The 20,974-nt window shown below is 73.7% G+C and carries 12 protein-coding genes and 1 pseudogene; 2 read left to right on the forward strand and 11 right to left on the reverse strand.

All coding sequences use genetic code 11. The features are described 5' to 3' along the window. A pseudogene (locus ACFXHB_RS27090) lies at window positions 1–99 on the forward strand (ATP-binding protein); the annotation flags it as partial. A gap of 67 nt (window positions 100–166) precedes the next feature. Here the strand turns inward: ACFXHB_RS27090 and cimA are convergent. The 4 genes from cimA to ACFXHB_RS27110 form a co-directional block, all read right to left on the reverse strand. Further along, a complete protein-coding gene (gene cimA / locus ACFXHB_RS27095) occupies window positions 167–1,777 on the reverse strand; it encodes a citramalate synthase (protein ID WP_380577253.1) in 1,611 nt (536 codons plus the stop codon). Between the two features lie 367 nt (window positions 1,778–2,144). After that, window positions 2,145–3,257: a branched-chain amino acid aminotransferase gene (locus ACFXHB_RS27100; RefSeq protein ID WP_380577254.1), complete on the reverse strand. Its 1,113-nt coding sequence runs from the start codon at window positions 3,255–3,257 to the stop codon at window positions 2,145–2,147. Window positions 3,258–3,504: 247 nt separating this feature from the next. Further along, a complete protein-coding gene (locus ACFXHB_RS27105) occupies window positions 3,505–4,542 on the reverse strand; it encodes a 3-isopropylmalate dehydrogenase (RefSeq protein WP_380577255.1) in 1,038 nt (345 codons plus the stop codon). A 62-nt stretch (window positions 4,543–4,604) separates the two neighbouring features. Next, window positions 4,605–5,171 carry a Uma2 family endonuclease gene (locus ACFXHB_RS27110; protein ID WP_380577256.1) on the reverse strand — a complete coding sequence of 189 codons (567 nt, stop codon included), beginning with the start codon at window positions 5,169–5,171 and terminating at the stop codon, window positions 4,605–4,607. A 166-nt stretch (window positions 5,172–5,337) separates the two neighbouring features. Between ACFXHB_RS27110 and ACFXHB_RS27115 the strand changes: the two genes are divergently transcribed. After that, entirely contained in the window at window positions 5,338–7,857 is a 2,520-nt protein-coding gene (locus ACFXHB_RS27115; RefSeq protein WP_380577257.1) for a YfhO family protein, read from the forward strand. 116 nt (window positions 7,858–7,973) lie between these two features. Here ACFXHB_RS27115 and ACFXHB_RS27120 read toward each other — a convergent pair whose 3' ends face one another. From ACFXHB_RS27120 to ACFXHB_RS27150, 7 genes are all read right to left on the reverse strand, one after another. After that, window positions 7,974–11,357, reverse strand: a complete 3,384-nt coding sequence (locus ACFXHB_RS27120; RefSeq protein ID WP_380577258.1) for a S8 family serine peptidase — start codon at window positions 11,355–11,357, stop codon at window positions 7,974–7,976. Between the two features lie 304 nt (window positions 11,358–11,661). Then, window positions 11,662–11,823 (reverse strand): hypothetical protein, encoded by a 162-nt coding sequence (locus ACFXHB_RS27125; protein WP_380577259.1) that lies wholly within the window; start codon window positions 11,821–11,823, stop codon window positions 11,662–11,664. A 307-nt stretch (window positions 11,824–12,130) separates the two neighbouring features. Further along, complete coding sequence (gene serA / locus ACFXHB_RS27130) at window positions 12,131–13,717, reverse strand: phosphoglycerate dehydrogenase (protein WP_380577301.1); 1,587 nt, start codon at window positions 13,715–13,717, stop codon at window positions 12,131–12,133. A gap of 249 nt (window positions 13,718–13,966) precedes the next feature. Further along, a complete protein-coding gene (ilvC, locus tag ACFXHB_RS27135) occupies window positions 13,967–14,965 on the reverse strand; it encodes a ketol-acid reductoisomerase (protein ID WP_380577260.1) in 999 nt (332 codons plus the stop codon). Window positions 14,966–15,067: 102 nt separating this feature from the next. Continuing rightward, the gene (ilvN, locus tag ACFXHB_RS27140) at window positions 15,068–15,592 is read right to left on the reverse strand and encodes an acetolactate synthase small subunit (RefSeq protein ID WP_380577261.1); all 525 of its coding nucleotides are present in this window, start codon (window positions 15,590–15,592) and stop codon (window positions 15,068–15,070) included. 38 nt (window positions 15,593–15,630) lie between these two features. Then, a complete protein-coding gene (locus tag ACFXHB_RS27145) occupies window positions 15,631–17,484 on the reverse strand; it encodes an acetolactate synthase large subunit (RefSeq protein ID WP_380577262.1) in 1,854 nt (617 codons plus the stop codon). Window positions 17,485–17,818: 334 nt separating this feature from the next. Further along, window positions 17,819–20,749, reverse strand: a complete 2,931-nt coding sequence (locus ACFXHB_RS27150) for a putative bifunctional diguanylate cyclase/phosphodiesterase (RefSeq protein WP_380577302.1) — start codon at window positions 20,747–20,749, stop codon at window positions 17,819–17,821. Window positions 20,750–20,974 lie beyond the last annotated feature (225 nt).

Below are 20,974 nucleotides of genomic sequence, written 5' to 3' on the forward strand. Positions count from 1 at the left end.
GACACCCCCGTCATCACCCTCGACGCCCGACGACGCGACAGCGCCAAGAGCGCCCTCATCACCCTCGTCGAACACGCCCTCCTCGCCCGCCTGCGGTGAACGAGGCGGCCGCCGAAACGGTGCGGCCCACGGACCCGGGGGTCCGTGGGCCGTACCGTCGCGGGGCTCACCCGGCGGACGGCTCCAGGCCGGCCCGCAGCAGGCCGTAGGTGTAGGCGTCGTCCAGGGCCACCCAGGACGCGGCGATCACGTTGTCGGCCACGCCGACCGTGGACCAGCTGGTGGTGCCGTCGGTGGACTCGATCAGCACCCGGGTCTTGGAGCCGGTGCCGTGCTGGCCCTCCAGGATGCGGACCTTGTAGTCGACCAGTTCCAGCTTGGCCAGCTGCGGGTAGCTCCGCTCCAGCGCGGTGCGCAGCGCCCTGTCCAGCGCGTCGACCGGGCCGTTGCCCTCGCCGGTGGCGATCCGGCGCTCGCCCTCGGCCCGGAGCTTGACGGTCGCCTCGTTGCCGGTGAAGCCGTTGGGCCCCTGCTCGCTGATGGTCCGCCAGGACTCCAGGGTGAAGAAGCGCTCGCGGCTGCCGCGCACCTCGTCGCGGAGCAGCAGCTCGAAGGAGGCGTCGGCGGACTCGTAGGTGTAGCCGAGGTTCTCCTGCTCCTTGACCTTGGCGACCACCCGGCCGGCGAGGTCCCGGTCGCTGGAGAGGTCGTAGCCGAGCTCCTTGCCCTTGAGCTCGACCGAGGCGCGGCCGGCCATGTCGGAGACCAGCATCCGCATGGTGTTGCCGACCGTCTCGGGGTCGATGTGCTGGTACAGGTCCGGGTCGACCTTGATCGCGGAGGCGTGCAGGCCGGCCTTGTGGGCGAAGGCGGAGTGGCCGACGTACGGCTGGTGCGTGGAGGGGGTCAGGTTGACCACCTCGGCGACGGCGTGCGAGATCCGGGTCATCTCGGCCAGGCTGCCGGGCGGCAGCACCCGCCGGTCGTACTTGATCTCCAGCGCGCCGACCACCGGGAACAGGTTGGCGTTGCCGACCCGCTCGCCGTAGCCGTTGGCGGTGCACTGCACGTGGGTGGCGCCGGCGTCCACCGCGGCCAGGGTGTTGGCGACGGCGCAGCCGGTGTCGTCCTGGGCGTGGATGCCGAGCCGGGCGCCGGTCTCCGCCAGCACGTCGGCGACGATGTCGCGGACCCCGGCCGGCAGCATCCCGCCGTTGGTGTCGCAGAGCACCACCACGTCGGCGCCGGCCTCGTGCGCGGCGCGGACCACCGCGAGGGCGTAGGCCCGGTTGGCCTTGTAGCCGTCGAAGAAGTGCTCGCAGTCGATGAACACCCGGCGGTCCTGGGCGCGCAGGTACGCCACGCTGTCCCGGATCATCTCCAGGTTCTCGTCCAGCGTGGTGCGCAGCGCCAGCTCGACGTGCCGGTCGTGGGCCTTGGCGACCAGCGTGACCACCGGGGCGCCGGAGGTCACCAGGGCGGCCAGCTGCGGGTCCTCGGCCGCCTTCCCGCCGGCCCGCCGGGTGGCGCCGAACGCGACCAGTCGGGAGTTCCGGAGGTCCAGCTCGGCGGCGGCCCGGGCGAAGAACTCGGTGTCCCGCGGGTTGGCGCCGGGCCAACCGCCCTCGATGAAGCCGACCCCGAACTCGTCCAGGTACCGGGCGATGGTCAGCTTGTCGGCCACCGTGAGGTTGATGCCCTCGCGCTGCGCGCCGTCGCGCAGGGTGGTGTCGAAGACGTGGAAGCTGTCGTCGGTGCGATTGCTGGCCTGGGTCATGGCCCTGGGTCTCCGTTCCGGGAGGTTGGTACTGCTCTGCCGGTTCTGATCCGGCTCCACTGTCCAGCATCCCGCGCGCGCCCGGTGTCCCTGGGCCCCTTGTGGGGGCTCCGGCCGGTCCGGGGGTGTGCCGTTCGGGCTGGGCCCGAAAAGCAAAAGACCCCTCGCGGGTGCGAGAGGTCTGCGCGCGGGTCTGGACGCTGGTGGTCACTCCGCTTCGGGTATTGCGGAGCGGTCACTGCGGACCGGCGCGCCTGCTGCTAATAATCAGCGAAAGCGAGGACACGTTCGCAGTGTGGCACACCCGCCCGGCTCCGGCCCGGCCGTCTCGCGATCCGAAACGGCGCAGGCCGGAGGCGGTGCGGGATCAGACGATCTTGTGCAGCCAGCCGTGCGTGTCGGGCTGCTGGCCGCCCTGGATGGCCAGCAGTGCCCGGCGCAGCTCCATGGTGGTCGGGCCCGGCTCGCCGGCGCCGACGGTCCAGTCCCCGCCGCGGGACTTGACCGAGCCGACCGGGGTGATGACGGCGGCGGTGCCGCACGCGAAGACCTCGGTGAGGGTGCCGTCCGCGTTGCCCCGCTTCCACTCGTCGGTGGAGATCTTCCGCTCCTCGACGGCGTAGCCGAGGTCGGTGGCGAGCTGGAGCAGCGAGTCGCGGGTGATGCCGGGCAGCAGCGCGCCGGAGAGCTCGGGGGTGACGATCTTCGCGTCCTCGCCCTCGCCGAAGACGAAGTACAGGTTCATCCCGCCCATCTCCTCGATCCACCGGTGCTCGGCGGCGTCGAGCCAGACCACCTGGTCGCAGCCCTTGGCGGCGGCCTCGGCCTGGGCGACCAGCGAGGCAGCGTAGTTGCCCGCGCACTTGGCGGCGCCGGTGCCGCCCGGCGCCGCGCGGACGTAGTCCTCGGACAGCCAGACCGAGACCGGCTTGACGCCACCGGAGAAGTAGGCACCGGCCGGCGAGGCGATGATCATGAAGAGGTAGGAGTTGGCCGGGCGCACGCCCAGGCCGACCTCGGTGGCGAACATGAACGGCCGCAGGTAGAGGCTCTGCTCCGGCTGGTCGGGGACCCAGCCCTGCTCCTGCTGCACCAGGTGCTCGACGGCCTCGACGAAGGTCTCGATCGGCAGCTCCGGCATCGCCAGGCGGCGGGCGGAGGCCTGGAAGCGGGCGGCGTTGGCCTCCGGGCGGAAGGTCGCGATCGAACCGTCGGCCTGGCGGTAGGCCTTGAGGCCCTCGAAGATCGACTGACCGTAGTGCAGCGTCATGTTCGCCGGGTCGATCTCCAGCGGCGCGTACGGCGCCAGCTGGGCGTCGTGCCAGCCCAGGCCCTCGGTCCAGCGGATGGTGACCATGTGGTCGGTGAAGATCCGCCCGAAGCCGGGGTTGGCCAGCCGGGCCTCGCGCTCCGCGTCGGACAGCGGGTGTGCGGAGGGCTTGAGGTCGAACGTGATGGGCGCCTGGGTGGGCGTGCTCATGGCTGTGTGTCCTTCACCGTGGGGTTGGTCCGGGCCGCCTCCGTCGGGTGAACGTTTCGGCGAACGAACGCACGACGGCACGGCCCACTGTCGATACTCGCATCCAGAGGGCCGTGCCGAACAGCCGCCGACCCATCGAGGAGTCGACCGCCGCGGTTGTGCGCTGGTGCGCCCCGGCCCCTTCGGCCGGAACACCGCTCGTCGGATCCGGCCTCCCGGCCGGATCCCGTGTGTCGGATCCGGCCCGCTACCCCGATACTCGGGCGACGAGCGCGTCGCCGACCTGGGAGGTGGTCCGGGTGCCGGTGCGCTCGGTCAGGTCCGCGGCGACCGCGGCCTCGACCGCGGCGGCCTCCGCGGCGAAGCCGAGGTGGTCCAGCAGCATGGCGACCGACAGCACCGTGGCGGTCGGGTCGGCCTTGCCCTGGCCCGCGATGTCCGGCGCGGAGCCGTGCACGGGCTCGAACATCGACGGGAAGTCGCCGCTCGGGTTGATGTTGCCGCTGGCGGCCAGGCCGATCCCGCCGGTGACGGCGGCGGCGAGGTCGGTCAGGATGTCGCCGAAGAGGTTGTCGGTGACGATCACGTCGAAGCGCTCGGGCTGGGTGACGAAGAAGATGGTCGCCGCGTCGACGTGCAGGTAGTCGGTGGTGACCTCGGGGAACTCCCGGCCGACCTGCTCGAAGATCCGGGTCCACAGGTGACCGGCGTGCACCAGCACGTTGTTCTTGTGGACGAGGGTCAGCTTCTTGCGCGGCCGCGCCTGGGCCCGGCGGTAGGCGTCCCGGACGACCCGCTCGATGCCGTAGGCGGTGTTCAGGCTGACTTCGGTGGCCACCTCGTGCGGGGTCCCGGTGCGCAGCGTGCCGCCGTTGCCGACGTACGGGCCCTCGGTGCCCTCGCGGACGACCACGAAGTCGATCTCGGGGTCACCGGCCAGCGGCGAGTTCACGCCGGGGAAGAGCCGGCCCGGCCGCAGGTTGATGTGGTGGTCGAAGGCGAACCGCAGCTTCAGCAGCAGCCCGCGCTCCAGCACGCCCGACGGGACGCTCGGGTCACCGATGGCGCCGAGCAGGATCGCGTCGTGGGACTTCAGCTCCTCCAGCACGCTGTCCGGCAGCGTCTCGCCGGTGCGGTGGTAGCGCCGGGCGCCGAGGTCGTACTCGGTGGTCTCCAGCTTCACGTCGGCGGGCAGCGCCGCGCCAAGGACCTTGAGGCCTTCGGCCACCACTTCCTGGCCGATGCCGTCACCGGGAACTACTGCGAGACGAATGGTGCGAGACATGGTCGGACCCTACTCCGCCGTCCCAGGGGGTGACACCTGGCGTCCACTATCCGGACGCGTGGTCAGGTGAGGTCGAGGTCGAGCGGGAACGGCCGTTCGAGCTTCAGCTGCTTGTGGTGGATCCCGGTCAACCCGTAGGACAGGGTGGCCGGGTCGAGCTCGTAGGTGTGCACGACCGGACGGCCCTCGCCGTCGTCCTCCACCCGCCAGAAGTGCGGGATGCCGGCGGCCGCGTACTTGCGCGGCTTGACCTGCCGGTCGCGCTCCCGGGACTCCTCGGAGACCACCTCGACGACGAGCAGGACGTCGCCGGCCTCGCAGGACGTGCGCCTGGAGTCGGTGTTGGCGCGTTCGTCCACCACGAGCAGGTCAGGCTCGGGCCGGTTCCGCGGGTTCAGCCTCACCGTCACCTCCCTCCACACGAGCCACCCCGCCGGCACGGCGTCGTCGAGTGCCCGTTCCAACCGCTTGAGCGTCGCCATGTGGAACAGCGTCTGCGGACTCACGAAGATCAGGCTCCCGTCGAGCAGCTCGGTGTGCGGCGGGAGATCCGGCAGCCGGTCGAGATCCTCGGCGGTGTACCCCTCAACCGGGGGACGGAGCCAGTCCGGGTACGACTCGATGGTCATGATTCCTCCCATGCGGGCATCCTGACGGACGCTCTCAGGCTACTCGGCGGGGTTCTCCCGCAGGTCCCTCCCACGAGGGAGCGCGTGCGGCGCCGTCCGCGCCGGGGGCGCGCTTATGCTCACGGGCATCCGATCGAACATTCCTCGCAGAACGGGGCAGCTCGCCATGGGTACGCGGTGGCCGGAGGTACGGGTCTGCGGGGTGGCCGGGGGCACGGCCATGGCCGGGTACGCGATCGCCGCCGGGCTGCGCGGCACCTGGCCGCCCGGATCGGAGCAGACGGCCGTCCCGTTCCACGCCCAGCTCTGGGACCTGGTGCACGGACAGGCCGCCGGGGACCTGCTGTTCAACTGGAACAGCGGGTACGGGGCGCCGTTCCTGGCCGACTTCTTCGCCTACCTGATGAACCCGTTCTCCTGGCCGACCGTCCTGCTGCCCCGCGACCGGGGCCAGCTCGCGGTCTTCCTGGTCGCCCTGCTGAGCATCGGCCTGGGCACCGCCCTGATGGCCCACGTGCTGGGCCGGCTGCACGCCGGGCCGCGGTGGCTGCGGGCGGTCGCCGCCGTCGGCTACGGGCTCTGCGCCTGGGTGCCGACCGTCGGCGGGGCGGCCCCGATGTGGCTCTGGGGGCTGGTCTCGCTGCCGCTGCTCGTGCTGGCCGGTGACTGGTGCCTGCACGAGCGGCGCTGGGTGGCCGGCACCCTCTGCGTCACCCTCGCCTGGGCGGGCAACCTCTACACCGCCGCGATGGCCACCATCACGGCCGGCCTGGTGCTGGCGGTACGGCTGGCGGCCGTCCGGCGGCCGTTCAAGACCGTGGTCCGGGTGACCGGGCGGGCGGTCACCGCGGCCGGCGCCGGGGTCCTGCTCGCCGCGCCGGTGCTGTTCGTCGCCGTCCGGGCCGCCCAGGACGCCCAGCCCGAGTCCCCCGTCCAGCCGCTCGGCCCGTCCGGGCTGGGCGGGCACCTCGCCCAGCTGCTGCCGGGCACCCAGACCGGCCGGCCGCTGCCGGACGTCTCGATCGGCCTGCTGGGCCTGCTGCTGGTGGCCGGGCTGCCGTTCAACCGGCGGGTGCGGGCCCGGGAGCGGATCGTCTGGTGCGGGTTGCTGGCGCTGGTGGTGCTGAGCTTCGTCTGGACGCCCACCGTGCTGGTCTGGCACGGCCTGGCCATCCCGGCCGGCGGCCCGTACCGGGTGTCCTTCGTGCTCAGCGGCCTGCTGGTGCTGGCCGGCTGGGTCTCGCTGGCGCACCGGCCGGACGGGCCCACCCTGCTCGGCGGCGGCGCGGTGGTCCTCCTGGTGGCCGGGCTCGCGGCCGGGCAGCACTCGGTCCGGGTGTCCACCTGGCTGCTGCTCGCGCTGGGCGGCGCGGTCCTGCTCACCGCGCTGTGGACGCTGGAGCACCGGCACACCGACCGGCGGGCGGGCGCCGCCGCCACCGCCGTCCTGGGCGGCGCGGTGCTCGGCGGGGCGGTCTGGTCGGCCTACGCCGCGCTGGGCGTCCCGGCCGCCGGGGCCCCCTCCGCCGCCGCCGTCCGGGCCGCTCACGGGGCGCTGCACCGGGCCGCCGACTGGCCGCGGGCCCGGAGCGACCCGGGGCCGCACGCCTTCACCCCGAACGACCCGCCGCTGCTCGACGGCCAGGGCGGCGGCTACTCCAGCGGCTACCTGCCCACCGTCACCGCCCTGCTGCTGCACGACCTGGGCGCCGGCTGGTCGGCCGGTGGCCGGCTGACGCAGAGCGTCACCGACCCGGTCGGACGGGCGCTGTTCGCCGTCCGGACCCACCTGGCCGACGGGCCGCCGCCGGACGGCTTCACGGTCGTCCGGTCCGCCGCTCCCCCGCTGGTCACCGTGCTCCCGGCGGGCGCCGCCCCGGACACCTCCTCGGTCTGGTCCCGACAGGAGTCGCTGCTCGGCGGCCCGGTGTACGACATCCCCGGTCCCGTCCCGGCCGGCGGCCCGGCACCGGCGGAGCACGGCAGCAGCGGTTGGTCGATCCCCGCCACCCCGGCCGGCGCGGACGGCACCGCGTTCACCGCGGCCTGCACCCCGGGCGGCACCGCGTTCTTCCACGGGGTCTGGTTCGACGGCACCGTGAGCGGCCTCGGCACCACGTACCGCGGCGACGGCGAGCAGCCGACCACCGCCGTGCCGATCCACGAACTCGGGCCGGTGCCCGCCGACGGCGTGGTGCGGGTGGTGCTGCGCGCCGACGCCGTCAGCCAGGTCCCGGCCCGGCCGATCGGCTGTCTGCGCCCCGGCGCGCTGGACGCCGCCCTCGCCCGGCTCACCGCGACCGGCGCCCGCTCGGTCACGGCCGGCGGGCACACCCTGACGGCCGCCCTCCCGCCCGGCGGCACGGGGACGGCGCTGCTCTCCGTCCCGGCCGCCACGGGCTGGACCTGCGCGGCCGGCGGGGGCGGGTTCGCGCCGCCGCGCGCCGTCCTGGGCATGATCGGCGTCCCGCTCGGCGCCGGCGCGGACCGGATCACCTGCTCGTTCCGCCCGCCGGGCCTGCGCGAGGGTCTCGTCCTCGCGCTGGCCTCGGCCGCCGTCATCACCCTGACCGCCGTCTTCGGCCGGCTGCGCCACCGGCCCACCCGTACCCCGCGCCGCGTCCGCCGTGCCGCCGCCACCACCGGTGACGGGGGCGGGGGCGGGGCCGGGGCCGGGGGCAGGTAGCCAAGGCCCCGGACCACCGAAGGACCGCCGCGCACGGGCGACGGTCCTTCGGTCAGGCGGTCAGGCGGTCAGGCGGTCAGGCGGTCAGGCGGTCAGGCGGTCAGGCGGTCAGGCGGTCAGGGAAGAGTGAGGACCTGACCCCGGTGACCGTCCCGGTTGAAGTGATGGAGCAGGAGCAGCCGGGAGCTGTCCCCGTCGGCGCGGCGGATGTCGAGGACGGTCCCCGGCGGGAGCGCGGCGGCCACCGCGGTGGGCCCGCCGGGGCCGGTGCGGACGTCCACGGCGGGGTGCAGCACGTCGACGCCGAGGGTGGGCCGGGTGCCGCGCAGACCGATCGCGGAGAGGGCCTCGGCCGGGTCGGGCTTCCCGGAGGTGGCGATGCCGGTCCAGAACCCGTAGCGGACCGTACTGTGCCCGGCCCGCACGCCGGGCAGCGCGCTCAGCCGTACCGGCAGGACCACCACGTCGCTGTCCAGCAGCGCGGTGTCGGTGTCGCCCCAGCGGGCGTTCAGCGGCTGGACGTCCAGTTCGACGCCGCTGCGGGCGTCCACCGTCCGGGCCACCAGGACGTCGCTGCCGCGCTGCCGGTCCGCCTTGACGATGACGTCGGTGACGCCGTCCCCGTCGGTGTCCAGCGAGGCGCGGACGGCGAGCAGGCCGACCGGGGTGGCGGCGGGAGCCCAGAGCTGCGCGCCCAGGTAGAGCGTGCCCTGCCCGTCGGCGACGGCGGGCGCGTCGGAGGCCACGCCGACCGCGCGCAGATTGGCCGCCCGGTCGCCGGGTCGCTCGACGCAGACGTCCTGCGGCGCCTGGGGTTCGGTGCTCTCCTCCGGGACGATGCCGGCCCCCGGTCCGACCGCCGCGCCGCTGTCGGGCGGGCAGTCGGGCCAGCGGGTGCCCTCGCCGCCCAGCGCGAAGGCGCTGAGCAGTCCGGGCTGTTCGGCCGGTGCCCGGGTGCCGCCGAGGACGACCAGGGCGCCGGTCCTCGTGGTCCGCACCGGTGCCGCCGCGCTCAGGTCCGAGGCCTGCCGGGGGGCGGCGAACAGCGGGACCCTCAGCTCGGGCAGCGCCTCGTCGGAGACGGGCGTGAGCAGCAGCCGGCCGGAGAGCTCGCCCCGGTAGCTGCGGGCCCGGCCGCCCTGGGTGGTGTCGACGGTCGGATCGGGCGCGCGCCCGAGCTGCCCCGGCACGGCGAGGGTGACCCGGACCCGGGCCGTCCCGCCGGCCGGCACCTCGACCCGGTCGGGCGCGATGTCGAAGCGGGCACCGGGCAGGTCGGTGGCGGCCGCGTAGCCGGTGCGGTAGAGCGCCGCGGTGCCGGAGAGGTTGCGGATCTCGACCTCGCGGACGGCGGTGAGCGGACCGGTGACGGCCACCGGGCCGAAGGAGACCCCGACGCTGCCCTCCACCGCGCCCTCGCCCGCCGCGTAGGCGACGGCGGGGGTCCGGACGGCGCGGTCGACCCGGGCCCGCCCGGCGCCGGTGCGCTCGGGGCCGTAGACCGGGCCGGTACCGCCGTCGCCGAGCCAGGTGTCCCCGGCGGTGTTCATCAGCGCGGCCTTGAGCTGCTCGACCGTCCAGTCCGGGTGGGCGGCGCGGACCAGCGCGGCCAGGCCCGCGACGTGCGGCGTGGCCATCGAGGTGCCGTCCTCGCGCTGGCCACCGCGACCGCTGCCGGCCTTGGCGGACCAGATGGTCTCCCCCGGGGCGGCCAGGTCGGGCTTGACCACGCCGGGGACACCGATCCCGCGTGAGGTGAAGTCGGTGAGGGTGTCGGTGCGCTGCGGCTGGTCCTGGGAGACCACGCCGTGCAGCGGGTTGCCGGGAGCGGCCAGCCGGACCGCGACCGGGCCGGCCGCCGCGCCCGCGCGCAGCCGCTCCCCGTCGGCCCGGGCCAACAGCACCAGCGGGACGCGGTCGTTGCCGGAGATCTCGGCGAGATGGTCGTCGTCGGCGGCGAGCAGGGCGCCGATCGCACCCGCGTCGGCGGCGTGGTCGGCACGCGGGCCGGAGCCGCAGGCCCGCTCGGACTCCCGGGTGCGCCAGGCCAGCACGGCGATCTTCCCGGCGAGCCGCTGCCGGTCGGCCTCGCCGAACGCCGCGCAGCCGTCCGACTGGTCGACGGGCAGGGCGAGTTCACCGCTCACCTCGGCGCTGGACCAGCCCCGGTAGCGGGCGCTCCAGTGGCCCGGGAGGACCCCGGCGAGCGGTTCGGGCGCGAGCACGGTGAGGCCGTCGGCGTCACTGTGCGGGTCGACCGAGGCGGCGACGGCGACGGCCCGGGCGGCGGTGCCGGGGCTGCCGCCGATGCCGTAGACGTCGCCCTCGTTCCCGGCCGCCGCGACCACCGTGGTGCCCAGCTCGGAGAGGTGGTCGACCGCGATCGCGTCGGCGTCGTCGATGGAGCCGAAGCGGCTGCCGAGGGAGAGGTTGACGACGTCGAGCCGGTCGCCGAGGTCACCGTCGCCGTTGGGGTCGGCGGCCAGGTCGAGGGCCTGGGCGAGCTGGTCGGTGGAGCCGTCGCAGCCGAACACCCGGATCGCGTACAGCTGCGCGCCGGGCGCGGCGCCGGGGCCGACCGCGAAGCCGGCCGGGTCGAGTCCGGGCCGGTAGGGGCCGGTGTAGGTGTGGCCGTCGGCGGTGACGCCGAAGCCGGCGGCGGTGCCGGCGACGTGCGTGCCGTGGCCGTTGAGCGCGCAGTCGATCGGATTGTCGTCCGGGTGCGGGTCGGGCTGGTAGTGCGGGGAGGACGGGTCCGGGTTGTAGTCGTCGCCGACCAGGTCGCGGCCGCCGACCACCTTGGCGTTGGGGAAGAGCCCGGCGGGCGCGGGCTTCGCCCCGTCCACCGCCTTGAACGCCTCCTCGGTGCCGGGGCCGCCGAAGTCCGCGTGGGTGTAGTCGACTCCACTGTCGATGATGCCGATCCGCACGCCCCGGCCGGTGTTGCCGGCCCCGGCGTCGCCGGCCGGGTCGGCCCAGACCTGCGGCGCGCCGGTCAGCGGCACCGAGTACGCGTTGTCCCGCCGCTTGGGCACGATCGGGTGGACGGCCCGGACGCCCGGCAGCGCGCGCAGGGCGGGCAGCCGGTCGGCGGGCACGGTGACGGCGAGACCGGTGAGCAGGGTGCGGGTGCGGTACAGCTCCCGGGCGGTGGGGGCCGCGCCGCGGACGGCCTCGGCCAGCCGGTCGATCGCGCCGGACGCGCGGGCCCGCTGGCCGGCTCCGGCCCGCGCGGCCTCCTGGCGGACGGCCTCCGGGGAGCGCCGGGACCGCCGGGCGTCGGCGCCCGCCTGCCGCCAGGCGCGGCCGGCGGCCTCGGTGCCGAGTTCCAGCAGGACGGAGACCGGGCGGCCGGTGTCGGGTGGTGCGGCCGTCGGTGGACTGCCGACCCTCGGGGGACTGCCGGCCGCCGGGGCGGCGGTGAGCAGGAACGGCCCGGCCAGCAGGGCCAGGGTGAGGCCGATCCGGACGATCGGACGACGGACGGGTGACTGACGCACTGGGCCCTCTCCCCCCGGCAGGGGGACAGATCCGCACACCGTGCCACTGACGCCCGCCCGCGCGAACGCCGATCACCCTTCCGGGGCACCCAAATTAGGATGATCGCGCCGGACAGTGCGAGCAGCTTCCCTCCAACGGGCGCCAGGTGCACTCGGCGGAGTGACCCGGCGTCAGGCCGGGTGGCTCATTCGGCGGATGAACGCCACCACCCGTCCGAGGCCGCTCGGCCCGGCCACGAAAGGCCCGGCGCCGCTCGGCCCGGCCGCTCGGCCCGGCCAGGCGAGGCCCGGCCCGCCGGAGGGCTCAGAGGTGGCCGGTCACGCCGCCGTTGTCACGACGGTCCAGCGCCCGCTGCAGAGCGGCGGCGGCGAACGGAGGCCGCTCGGCCGCACGGCGGCGGCGCGGCGCACGGGCGGCGGGGGCGGCGGGAGCGGGAGTGGCGTGGCGGTCGGCGATGGGGGGCATACCGGGCTCCTGGAAGCGAGTGCGCCGGGGAGGGGCGCAGAGGGTGGGGAGAGGGGGGTGCCGCGCGAAGCGCGTCGCCAGAAGGGTCACGGCGGAGCGGGGAGCACACCGGGCGGGGATCGCCTGCCCACGGCGTACGGGCGCACACGGGCCGCACACCCTGGCTACAGGGGCGGCGCACCGTATGGCTCTTCCACGGTACGACCAGGGCCTGGCCCTGTCTGCACGAATACTTGGATTTCCTAGTATCTGAGACGGGAGTCACCCGGAGCGCCGCGTCGGGCCCTGTCGGAACGGCTGCCGGGGCTCAGGCGCCCAGGTCGACCGAGCGGGCGAAGCGGGCGCCGATCTCGGCCGCGATCGCCGACAGCACCTCCTGCGGGATCTGGGTGTCCACGGTGAGGGAGGCGAGCGCGCCACTGCCGTCGCGGGCCACCTGCATGCCGGCGATGTTGATGCCGGCGTCACCGAGGTGGCGGCCGAGGACGCCGACCACGCCCGGGCGGTCCTCGTACTTGAAGAACGCCATGTGGTCCGTGAGCGCCACGTCCACGTCGAAGGCGTCCACGCCGACGATCTTCTGGGTCTGCTTGGGACCGGCCAGGGTGCCGGAGATGGCGATCTCGCCGCCGTCCGCCAGGGTGCCGCGGACGGTGATCACGTTGCGGTGCTCGGCGCTCTCGCTGGAGGTGGTCAGGCGTACCTCGACACCGCGCTCCTGGGCGAACAGCGGGGCGTTGACGTAGGACACCGTCTCCGCCACCACGTCCTCGAACACGCCCTTCAGGGCCGACAGTTCGAGCACCTTCACATCGTGCTGGGTGATCTCGCCGCGGACCTCGACGTCGAGCCGGACGGCCACCTCGCCGGCCAGCGCGGTGAAGATCCGGCCGAGCCGCTCTGCCAGCGGCAGGCCCGGACGGACGTCCTCGGCGATCACGCCACCCTGGACGTTGACGGCGTCCGGGACGAGCTCGCCGGCCAGGGCCAGCCGGACCGACTTGGCGACGGCGATGCCGGCCTTCTCCTGCGCCTCGTCGGTGGAGGCGCCCAGGTGCGGGGTGGCGACCACGTTGTCGAAGCCGAACAGCGGGGAGTCGGTGCACGGCTCCTTGGCGTAGACGTCCAGACCGGCGCCGGCCACCCGGCCGTCGCGCAGGGCGCTCGCCAGCGCGGCCTCGTCCACGATGCCACCGCGGGCGGCGTTGACGATGCGCACGGTCGGCTTGACCTTGTGCAGGGCCTCGTCGCCGATCAGACCGATGGTCTCCGGGGTCTTCGGGAGGTGGACGGTGATGAAGTCCGAGATCTCCAGCAGCTCTTCCAGCGAGACGAGCTTGACGCCCATCTGCGCGGCGCGGGCGGCCTGGATGTAGGGGTCGTACGCGACGATCTGCATGCCGAACGCGGACATCCGCTGGGCGACCAGCACACCGATCCGGCCGAGGCCGACGACGCCGAGGACCTTCTCGCTCAGCTCGACACCGGTGTACTTGTTGCGCTTCCACTCGCCCTGCTTCAGGGCGGCGTTGGCCGGCGCGATGTTGCGGGCGACCGAGATCAGCAGGCCGCAGGCCAGTTCGGCGGCGGTGACGATGTTGGAGGTCGGCGCGTTGACGACCATCACGCCGGCCTTGGTGGCCGCGGCGACGTCCACGTTGTCCAGGCCGACGCCGGCCCGGGCGACCACCTTCAGTTTGCGGGCGGCGGCCAGCGCCTCGGCGTCCACCTTGGTGGCGGAGCGGATCAGGATGGCGTCCACGTCGGCGATCGCGGTCAGCAGTTCGGTGCGGTCCGCGCCGTTGCAGTGGCGGATCTCGAAGTCGGGCCCGAGGGCGTCGACGGTCGCGGGGGACAGCTCTTCGGCGATCAGTACGACGGCGCTCTTGGTCACAGTGCTCACGACAGTGGTCCTTAACTGTCCGGTTCTCCCCGGCACGTAGGTGGCGTGGAAGGCGGGGGGAAGGTGGCATGCCGCGTAGGTAGACGCACGACGCTGTGGGCCTGACGCGCACTCGGAGTGTATCGACGGGCTGGGTACCAGGCTGCTCCCGTCCGGCGAAATCACCCGGACGGGAGCAGCCTAGTTGTACAAGGGCCCTTCAGAATCGGACAGTGCCAGAACGGGGCCCGGCCTGGAGGATCAGGCCTCTTCCTTGACCCAGCTCATCAGCTTGCGGAGCTTCTTGCCGGTGGACTCCAGCAGGTGGTCCTCGTCGGCCTTCTTGTACTCGTTGTACTTCGGCAGACCGGCCTTGTACTCGGCGATCCAGGTGTTGGCGAAGGTGCCGTCCTGGATCTCGGCGAGGACCTTCTTCATCTCGGCCTTGGTGGCGTCGGTGATGATGCGGGGGCCGGTGACGTAGTCTCCCCACTCGGCGGTCTCGGAGACCGACCAGCGCATCTTCTCCAGGCCGCCCTCGTACATCAGGTCGACGATGAGCTTCAGCTCGTGCAGGCACTCGAAGTAGGCGATCTCCGGCTGGTAGCCGGCCTCGACCAGGGTCTCGAACCCGGCCTTCACCAGGGCGGCGGTGCCACCGCAGAGGACGGCCTGCTCACCGAACAGGTCGGTCTCGGTCTCCTCGGTGAAGGTGGTCTTGATGACGCCGGCCTTGGTGGCGCCGATGCCCTTGGCGTACGACAGCGCCAGGTCGAGCGCCTTGCCGGAGGCGTCCTGCTCGACGGCGACGATCGCGGGGACACCGCGACCCTCCTCGTACTGGCGGCGGACCAGGTGGCCCGGGCCCTTCGGGGCGACCATGCAGACGTCGACGTCGGCCGGCGGCTTGATGAAGCCGTAGCGGATGTTCAGGCCGTGGCCGAAGAACAGGGCGTCGCCCGCCTTCAGGTTCGGCGCGATGGACTCGGCGTAGACGTCGGACTGGATGGGGTCCGGCACCAGGATCATGATGACGTCGGCCTCGGCCGCCGCCTCGGCCGGGGTGACGACGCGCAGGCCGGCCTCCTCCGCCTTGGCACGGGACTTCGAGTCGGCCTTCAGGCCGACCCGGACGTCGGCACCCGAGTCGCGCAGGGACAGCGCGTGGGCGTGGCCCTGGCTGCCGTAGCCGATGACCGCGACCTTGCGGCCCTGGATGATGGACAGGTCGGCGTCGTCTTCGTAGAACAGCTCGGCCACGGGGGCACATCTCCTTGCGTGATGGTCTTGCCGGGTACTTTCCTACGGTACGTGCACCCGGCAGGGGTGTGGGGCGGTGCTTCAGGGGGTGAGACGACCGCGCTACGCGCTGCGGTCGAGGGCGCGCAGCGAGCGGTCGGTGATCGAACGCGCGCCGCGCCCGATGGCGACCAGGCCGGACTGGACCAGTTCCTTGATGCCGTACGGCTCCAGCATCCGGAGCATGGCCTCCAGCTTGTCCGAGCTGCCGGTCGCCTCGATGGTCACCGCGTCGGGGGACACGTCGACCGTCTTGGCGCGGAACAACTGGACGATCTCGACGATCTGCGACCGTGTGTCGTTGTCGGCGCGGACCTTCACCAGGACCAGTTCCCGCTGGATCGCAGCGGTCTGGTCGAGTTCGACGATCTTTATCACGTTCACGAGCTTGTTGAGCTGCTTGGTGACCTGTTCCAGCGGGAGGTCCTCGACGTTGACCACGATCGTCATCCGGGAGATGTCCGGGTGTTCCGTCGGGCCGACGGCGAGGGAGTCGATGTTGAAGCCCCGACGGGAGAACAGCGAGGCGATGCGGGCGAGCACGCCGGGCTTGTTCTCGACCAGGACGGAGAGGGTGTGCTTGGACATGGGGTCTCTGTTCCCTTGGTCGTTCTGGAGAGGGGGCGTCAGTCGAGGTCGTCGCCGAAGTCGGGCCGGACGCCCTTGGCGAACTGGATCTCGTCGTTGCTGGTGCCGGCCGCGACCATCGGCCAGACCATCGCGTCCTGGTGGACGATGAAGTCGATGACGACCGGGCGGTCGTTGATCTCCATCGCCTGCTTGATCACCGCGTCCAGGTCCTCCGGGCGCTCGCAGCGCAGACCGACACAGCCCATCGCCTCGGAGAGCAGCACGAAGTCCGGGATCCGGGTGCCCTGGGCCGGCGGCGCGATGCCGTCGTGGCCGGGCCCGGAGTGCAGCACGGTGTTGGAGTAGCGCTGGTTGTAGAAGAGGGTCTGCCACTGGCGGACCATGCCCAGCGAACCGTTGTTGATGACCGCGACCTTGATCGGGATGTCGTTCAGCGCGCAGGTGACCAGTTCCTGGTTGGTCATCTGGAAGCAGCCGTCACCGTCGATCGCCCAGACCGAGGCCTCCGGGCGGCCCGCCTTGGCGCCCATGGCGGCCGGCACGGCGTAGCCCATGGTGCCCGCGCCGCCCGAGTTGAGCCAGGTGGCCGGCTTCTCGAACTGGATGAACTGCGAGCTCCACATCTGGTGCTGGCCGACGCCCGCGGCGTAGATCGCCTCCGGGCCGACCAGCCGGCCGATCCGCTCGATGACCTGCTGCGGGGAGAGCTGCCCGGCCGGAGCGGGCTCGTAGCCCAGCGGGTAGGTCTTCTTCCACTCGTTGAGCTTGGCCCACCAGTCCGTGTAGTCGCCGCGGTGGCCGGCGTCGAACTCGGCCTGGACGGCGACGATCAGGTCGGCCAGCACCTCGCGGGCGTCGCCGACGATCGGCACGTCGGCCGGGCGGTTCTTGCCGATCTCGGCCGGGTCGATGTCGGCGTGGACGACCTTGGCGTAGGGGGCGAAGCTGTCCAACTTGCCGGTGACGCGGTCGTCGAAGCGGGCGCCCAGGGTGAACAGCAGGTCCGACTTCTGCAGCGCGGTGACCGCCGGGACGGTGCCGTGCATGCCGGGCATGCCCAGGTGCTGCGGGTGGCTGTCCGGGAAGGCGCCGAGCGCCATCAGCGTGGTGACCACGGGGGCGCCGGTCAGCTCGGCGAGGATCCGCAGTTCGGCCGTGGCGTGCGCCTTGAGCACCCCACCGCCGACGTACAGCACCGGGCGCTTGGCGCCCACCAGCAGCTTGGCGGCCTCGCGGATCTGCTTGGCGTGCGGCTTGGTGACCGGGCGGTAGCCGGGCAGCGAGGTCTCGGCCGGCCAGCGGAAGGTGGTGGTGGCCTGCAGCGCGTCCTTGGCGATGTCGACCAGGACCGGGCCGGGGCGGCCGGTGGCGGCGATGTGGAACGCCTCGGCGATCACCCGGGGGATCTCGGCCGGGTCGGTGACCAGGAAGTTGTGCTTGGTGATCGGCATCGTGATGCCGCAGATGTCCGCCTCCTGGAAGGCGTCGGTGCCGATCGCCTTGGAGGCGACCTGCCCGGTGATCGCCACCATCGGGACCGAGTCCATGTAGGCGTCGGCGATCGGGGTCACCAGGTTGGTCGCGCCCGGCCCCGAGGTGGCCATGCAGACGCCGACCTTGCCGGTGGCCTGGGCGTAACCGGTGGCGGCGTGGCCGGCGCCCTGCTCGTGACGGACCAGGATGTGGCGCACCTTGGTCGAGTCCATCAGCGGGTCGTACGCGGGAAGGATGGCCCCGCCCGGGATACCGAAGACGGTGTCCGCGCCCACGGCCTCCAGCGAGCGGATGAGCGACTGGGCGCCGGTCATGGTCTCGACGACGTGCTGGGGAGCGGGAGCGTGGGCGGCCGGGGTGTCCCCGCGGCGGGGGGATGCGGCGTGCTCGGTCATCTGCCTGTCTCTTCTCGGGTTTTGCCGACCCGGGTGGTTGCGGGCCCCGGGTGTCAGAGGGTGGTGGGGTCCCGCGTGTCGGGCCGATCGCCGGCTCTGCCCCAATCGTCCCTCTTCTCCCACCGGAATCGGGGGGAATCGGGCGGCCGGGGCCAGTGGTCTTGCGGAGTGGAACAGCGTCAGTGCAACAAAAAACCCCTCGTGCCAAGGGCATGCGAGGGGTGGCGCGTCGGTCTGTCACAAGCGGGGCATGGCCCGCTCAGCCGACGCGCCCGCCAAGTACGAGAATTCGGGTGCGCATGGCAACGACCTTCCTCCCGTGCGGGGTCGACTGTCAAGCAGGTGGGATGACAGTCTCGCCATGCGGACCGTGTCCCGGCCCGGCCACGGCCCGGTGTTCGGGCAGGTCGGAGAGGCTGTGGTGCGACGCGACACGCCCTCCCCCGGCCTCCGGGCGGCCACCCGTCCGGGTGTCGGTGGCCAGGTACGCGCGCCGGCCGGAGAGCGAGCCGAGCGGCCGCGGCAGCGGGTACGCCCGGCGGGCCAGCGCCCGCCGCAGCCGGGCCTCGTCCAGCGGCGGGGCGAAGGCCGACCCCTGGCCCAGCCGGCAGCCCAACTCCTGCAGGACGGCGACCTGGCGCGGCAGGTCCACCCCCTCGGCGGCGGTGGCCAGACCGAGGTCCCGGCCGAGCCGCAGCGCGTGCCCGGCCAGCGTCCGGCCCAGCGCCGACTCACCGAGGTCCTGGACCAGCGTGCGGTCCAGCTTGAGGCTGTCGAACGGCAACCGGGCCAGCACGCCCAGCGAGCCGTTGCCGGCGCCGTAGCCGGCCAGCGCGGTCGAGACGCCGAGCCGGCGCAGCGCGGCGAGCCGCCGGCCCAGCTCGTCGGCCAGCGTGTCCGGGCCCATCCGGGCCACCTCGACCACCAGCTGGCCGGCCGGCAGCCCGGTGTCGCGCAGCGCCGCGACCACCGCCTCGTACATCCCGGGCGAACAGAGGCGCTGGACCGAGAGCCGCACCGACACCGGCACCGGGGCCGGCGCCGAGCGGGTTCTGGCCGCCGGCAGGCCGCGCCGCAGGGCGGCGGCCGTCACCGCCTCGTGGATCAGCCAGCGGGTGAAGCGGGTGGCCGCGTCGCCGTGCTCGGCCGAACGCAGGAACTCGGCGGGGGTGAGCAGCAGCCCCTGGGCCGAGCGCCAGCGGGCCTGGGCCTCGACGCCGGTGACGGCGCCGGTGGCGAGGTCCACCACCGGCTGGTGCAGCAGCGTGAAGCCGCCCTCGCGGACGGCCACCCGCAGCCGCTCCTCCAGTTCGGTCCGGCGCTCCAGATCGGCCCGCATGGCCGGGGTGTAGAGCACCACCCGGCCCTTGCCCTCGGACTTGGCCCGGTACATCGCGAGGTCGGCGTTGCGCATCAGCTCGTCGGTGGCGGCCCGGGGGTCGGCGGCCGGTCCGCGTTCGGGGGTGCCGAAGGCGATGCCGATACTGGCCGCGACGCTGAGTTCGGCGCCGCCGATCCAGTACGGCTCGGAGAGGGCGATCCGCAGCCGCTCGGCGAGCTCCTGCACCTGCAACCGGCCGAGCGGGCCGCAGACCAGCGCCGCGAACTCGTCGCCGCCGAACCGGGCGACGGTGTCCCCGCAGCGCACCGCGCCCTGCAGCCGGCGGGCGGCCTGCACCAGCAGCTCGTCGCCGACCTGGTGGCCGGCGCTGTCGTTGACGGCCTTGAAGCCGTCCAGGTCGAGGAAGAGCACGGCGACCCCGGCGCCCGCCCCGCCCTGCTGGCCGCGGGCGGCGAGGGCGGCTCTCAGCCGCTGCGTGAACAGCGCCCGGTTGGGCAGGTCGGTGAGCGGGTCGTGGAACGCGTTGTGCTGCAACTGCGCCTGCAGGTTCACGCGTTCGGTGACGTCCCGACTGTTCAGGATCAGCCCGTCGCGGTACCGGTTGACGGTCGACTCGACGTGCAGCCACTCGCCGGCGCCGGAGCAGATCCGGCACTCCACCCGGGCCGCGGACGGCTCGGCCGCGGCGGGCGAGCGGTGCGCGGCGAGCCGGCCCCGGGCGAGGAAGCGGCGGACCTCCGCCAGCACCCGGTCGACGTCCTCGGGGTGGACGAGGTCCAGCAGGTTGCCGCCGACCAGCTCCTCCGGATCCCGCCCGTAGACGCCGAGCGCGGCCGGGGAGACGTAGGAGAGCACGCCGTTGGCGCCCGCGATCATGATGACGTCGCTGGAGCCCTGCACCAGGGAGCGGAAGTGCGCCTCCTTGTGGGCCAGCTCCTGCGCCAGCGACAGGTTGTCCAGCAGCATCACCCCCTGCCGCAGGATCAGCGCCAGGCCGACGGTACAGGCCGCCGAGGCCACCACCCGGTCCAGCGCCCGCCCGCCGAGGGCGTTGTAGAGGATCCCGGCGGTGCAGACCGCGGCCGCCGCGTACGGGGTGAGCGCGCTGAAGGTGGTGGCCACCCGGCGGCGCGGCAGACCGCCGGCCGAGGGGTGTTCGCGCAGCGGCCGGCGCCAGCGCGGCGACCACGGCGCCCAGGCCAGCAGCAGACTGCCGGCGAACCAGCCGGCGTCCAGCAGCTCCCCCGAGTGGTAGCTGCTGCGCAGGTCCGGGGAGGTGAAGAGGGCGTCGCAGAGCACCGTCACGGCGAGGCCGATCATCGCGGTGTGCACCGCGGCCCGGTTGCCGTCGCGGCCGCCGAAGCGGAGCCCGACCACCAGGCTGACCAGCAGGATGTCCAGCACCGGGTAGGCCAGATGGAGGGCCAGCCGCAGCGGGGAGCCGTCCTCGCCGGCGGCGATCCGGCCGAGCGCCAGGCTCCAGCTGAGGGTGAACAGCGAGCCCGCCACCAGCCAGCCGTCCAGCAGCAGGCAGAGCCAGTCGGCGGCGCTGCGCGGGCGCTGGGCGAGCACCAGCACACCGGTGATGGCCAGCGGGGCGAACAGCAGGAAGGCGTACTCGGCGAGCGTGTCCTGCGGCAGCTGGGTCCGCTCGACCAGCTCGTACCAGCCCCAGGTGCCGTTGCCGAACGAGACCATGAGCGAGGAGAGCCCGAACAGCAGCCAGGCCGGGCGGGCGTGGCCGCCGACCGTGCAGCCGTAGGCGAGGCAGGACAAGGCGGCCGCGAGGGCGGCCGCCGCCAGGCCGAAGTCCCCCATGAAGACGGCGAGTTGGCGCGAGCCCCAGCCGAGGGAGGCACCCAGCGCATAGGCCAGGCAGAGGGCACCCAGGACGGTGCCGGGCAGACTTCGGCTGTACAGCAGCCGGCGGACCGGGCCGCGCCGGGCGGCCGTGGACAGGTCTGCGTCCGGCACGCCCGTCCGTCCGGCTCCGGGCAGCACCGCATCGGTGGAGCTCACTCGGCCTCTCCCCCTCCGGCCCGGGGCCTGGCGCCCCGGCCACGGGCCACCGGCCGCGCACCCGGTGGCCGTACGCGGTGACCTGGCACCCCTTCAGGGCGCCGGCCCAGAGGGTGGGCGGCCTGCCGG

It is taken from the genome of Kitasatospora sp. NPDC059327 (assembly GCF_042752535.1).
Taxonomy (GTDB): Bacteria; Actinomycetota; Actinomycetes; order Streptomycetales; family Streptomycetaceae; genus Kitasatospora.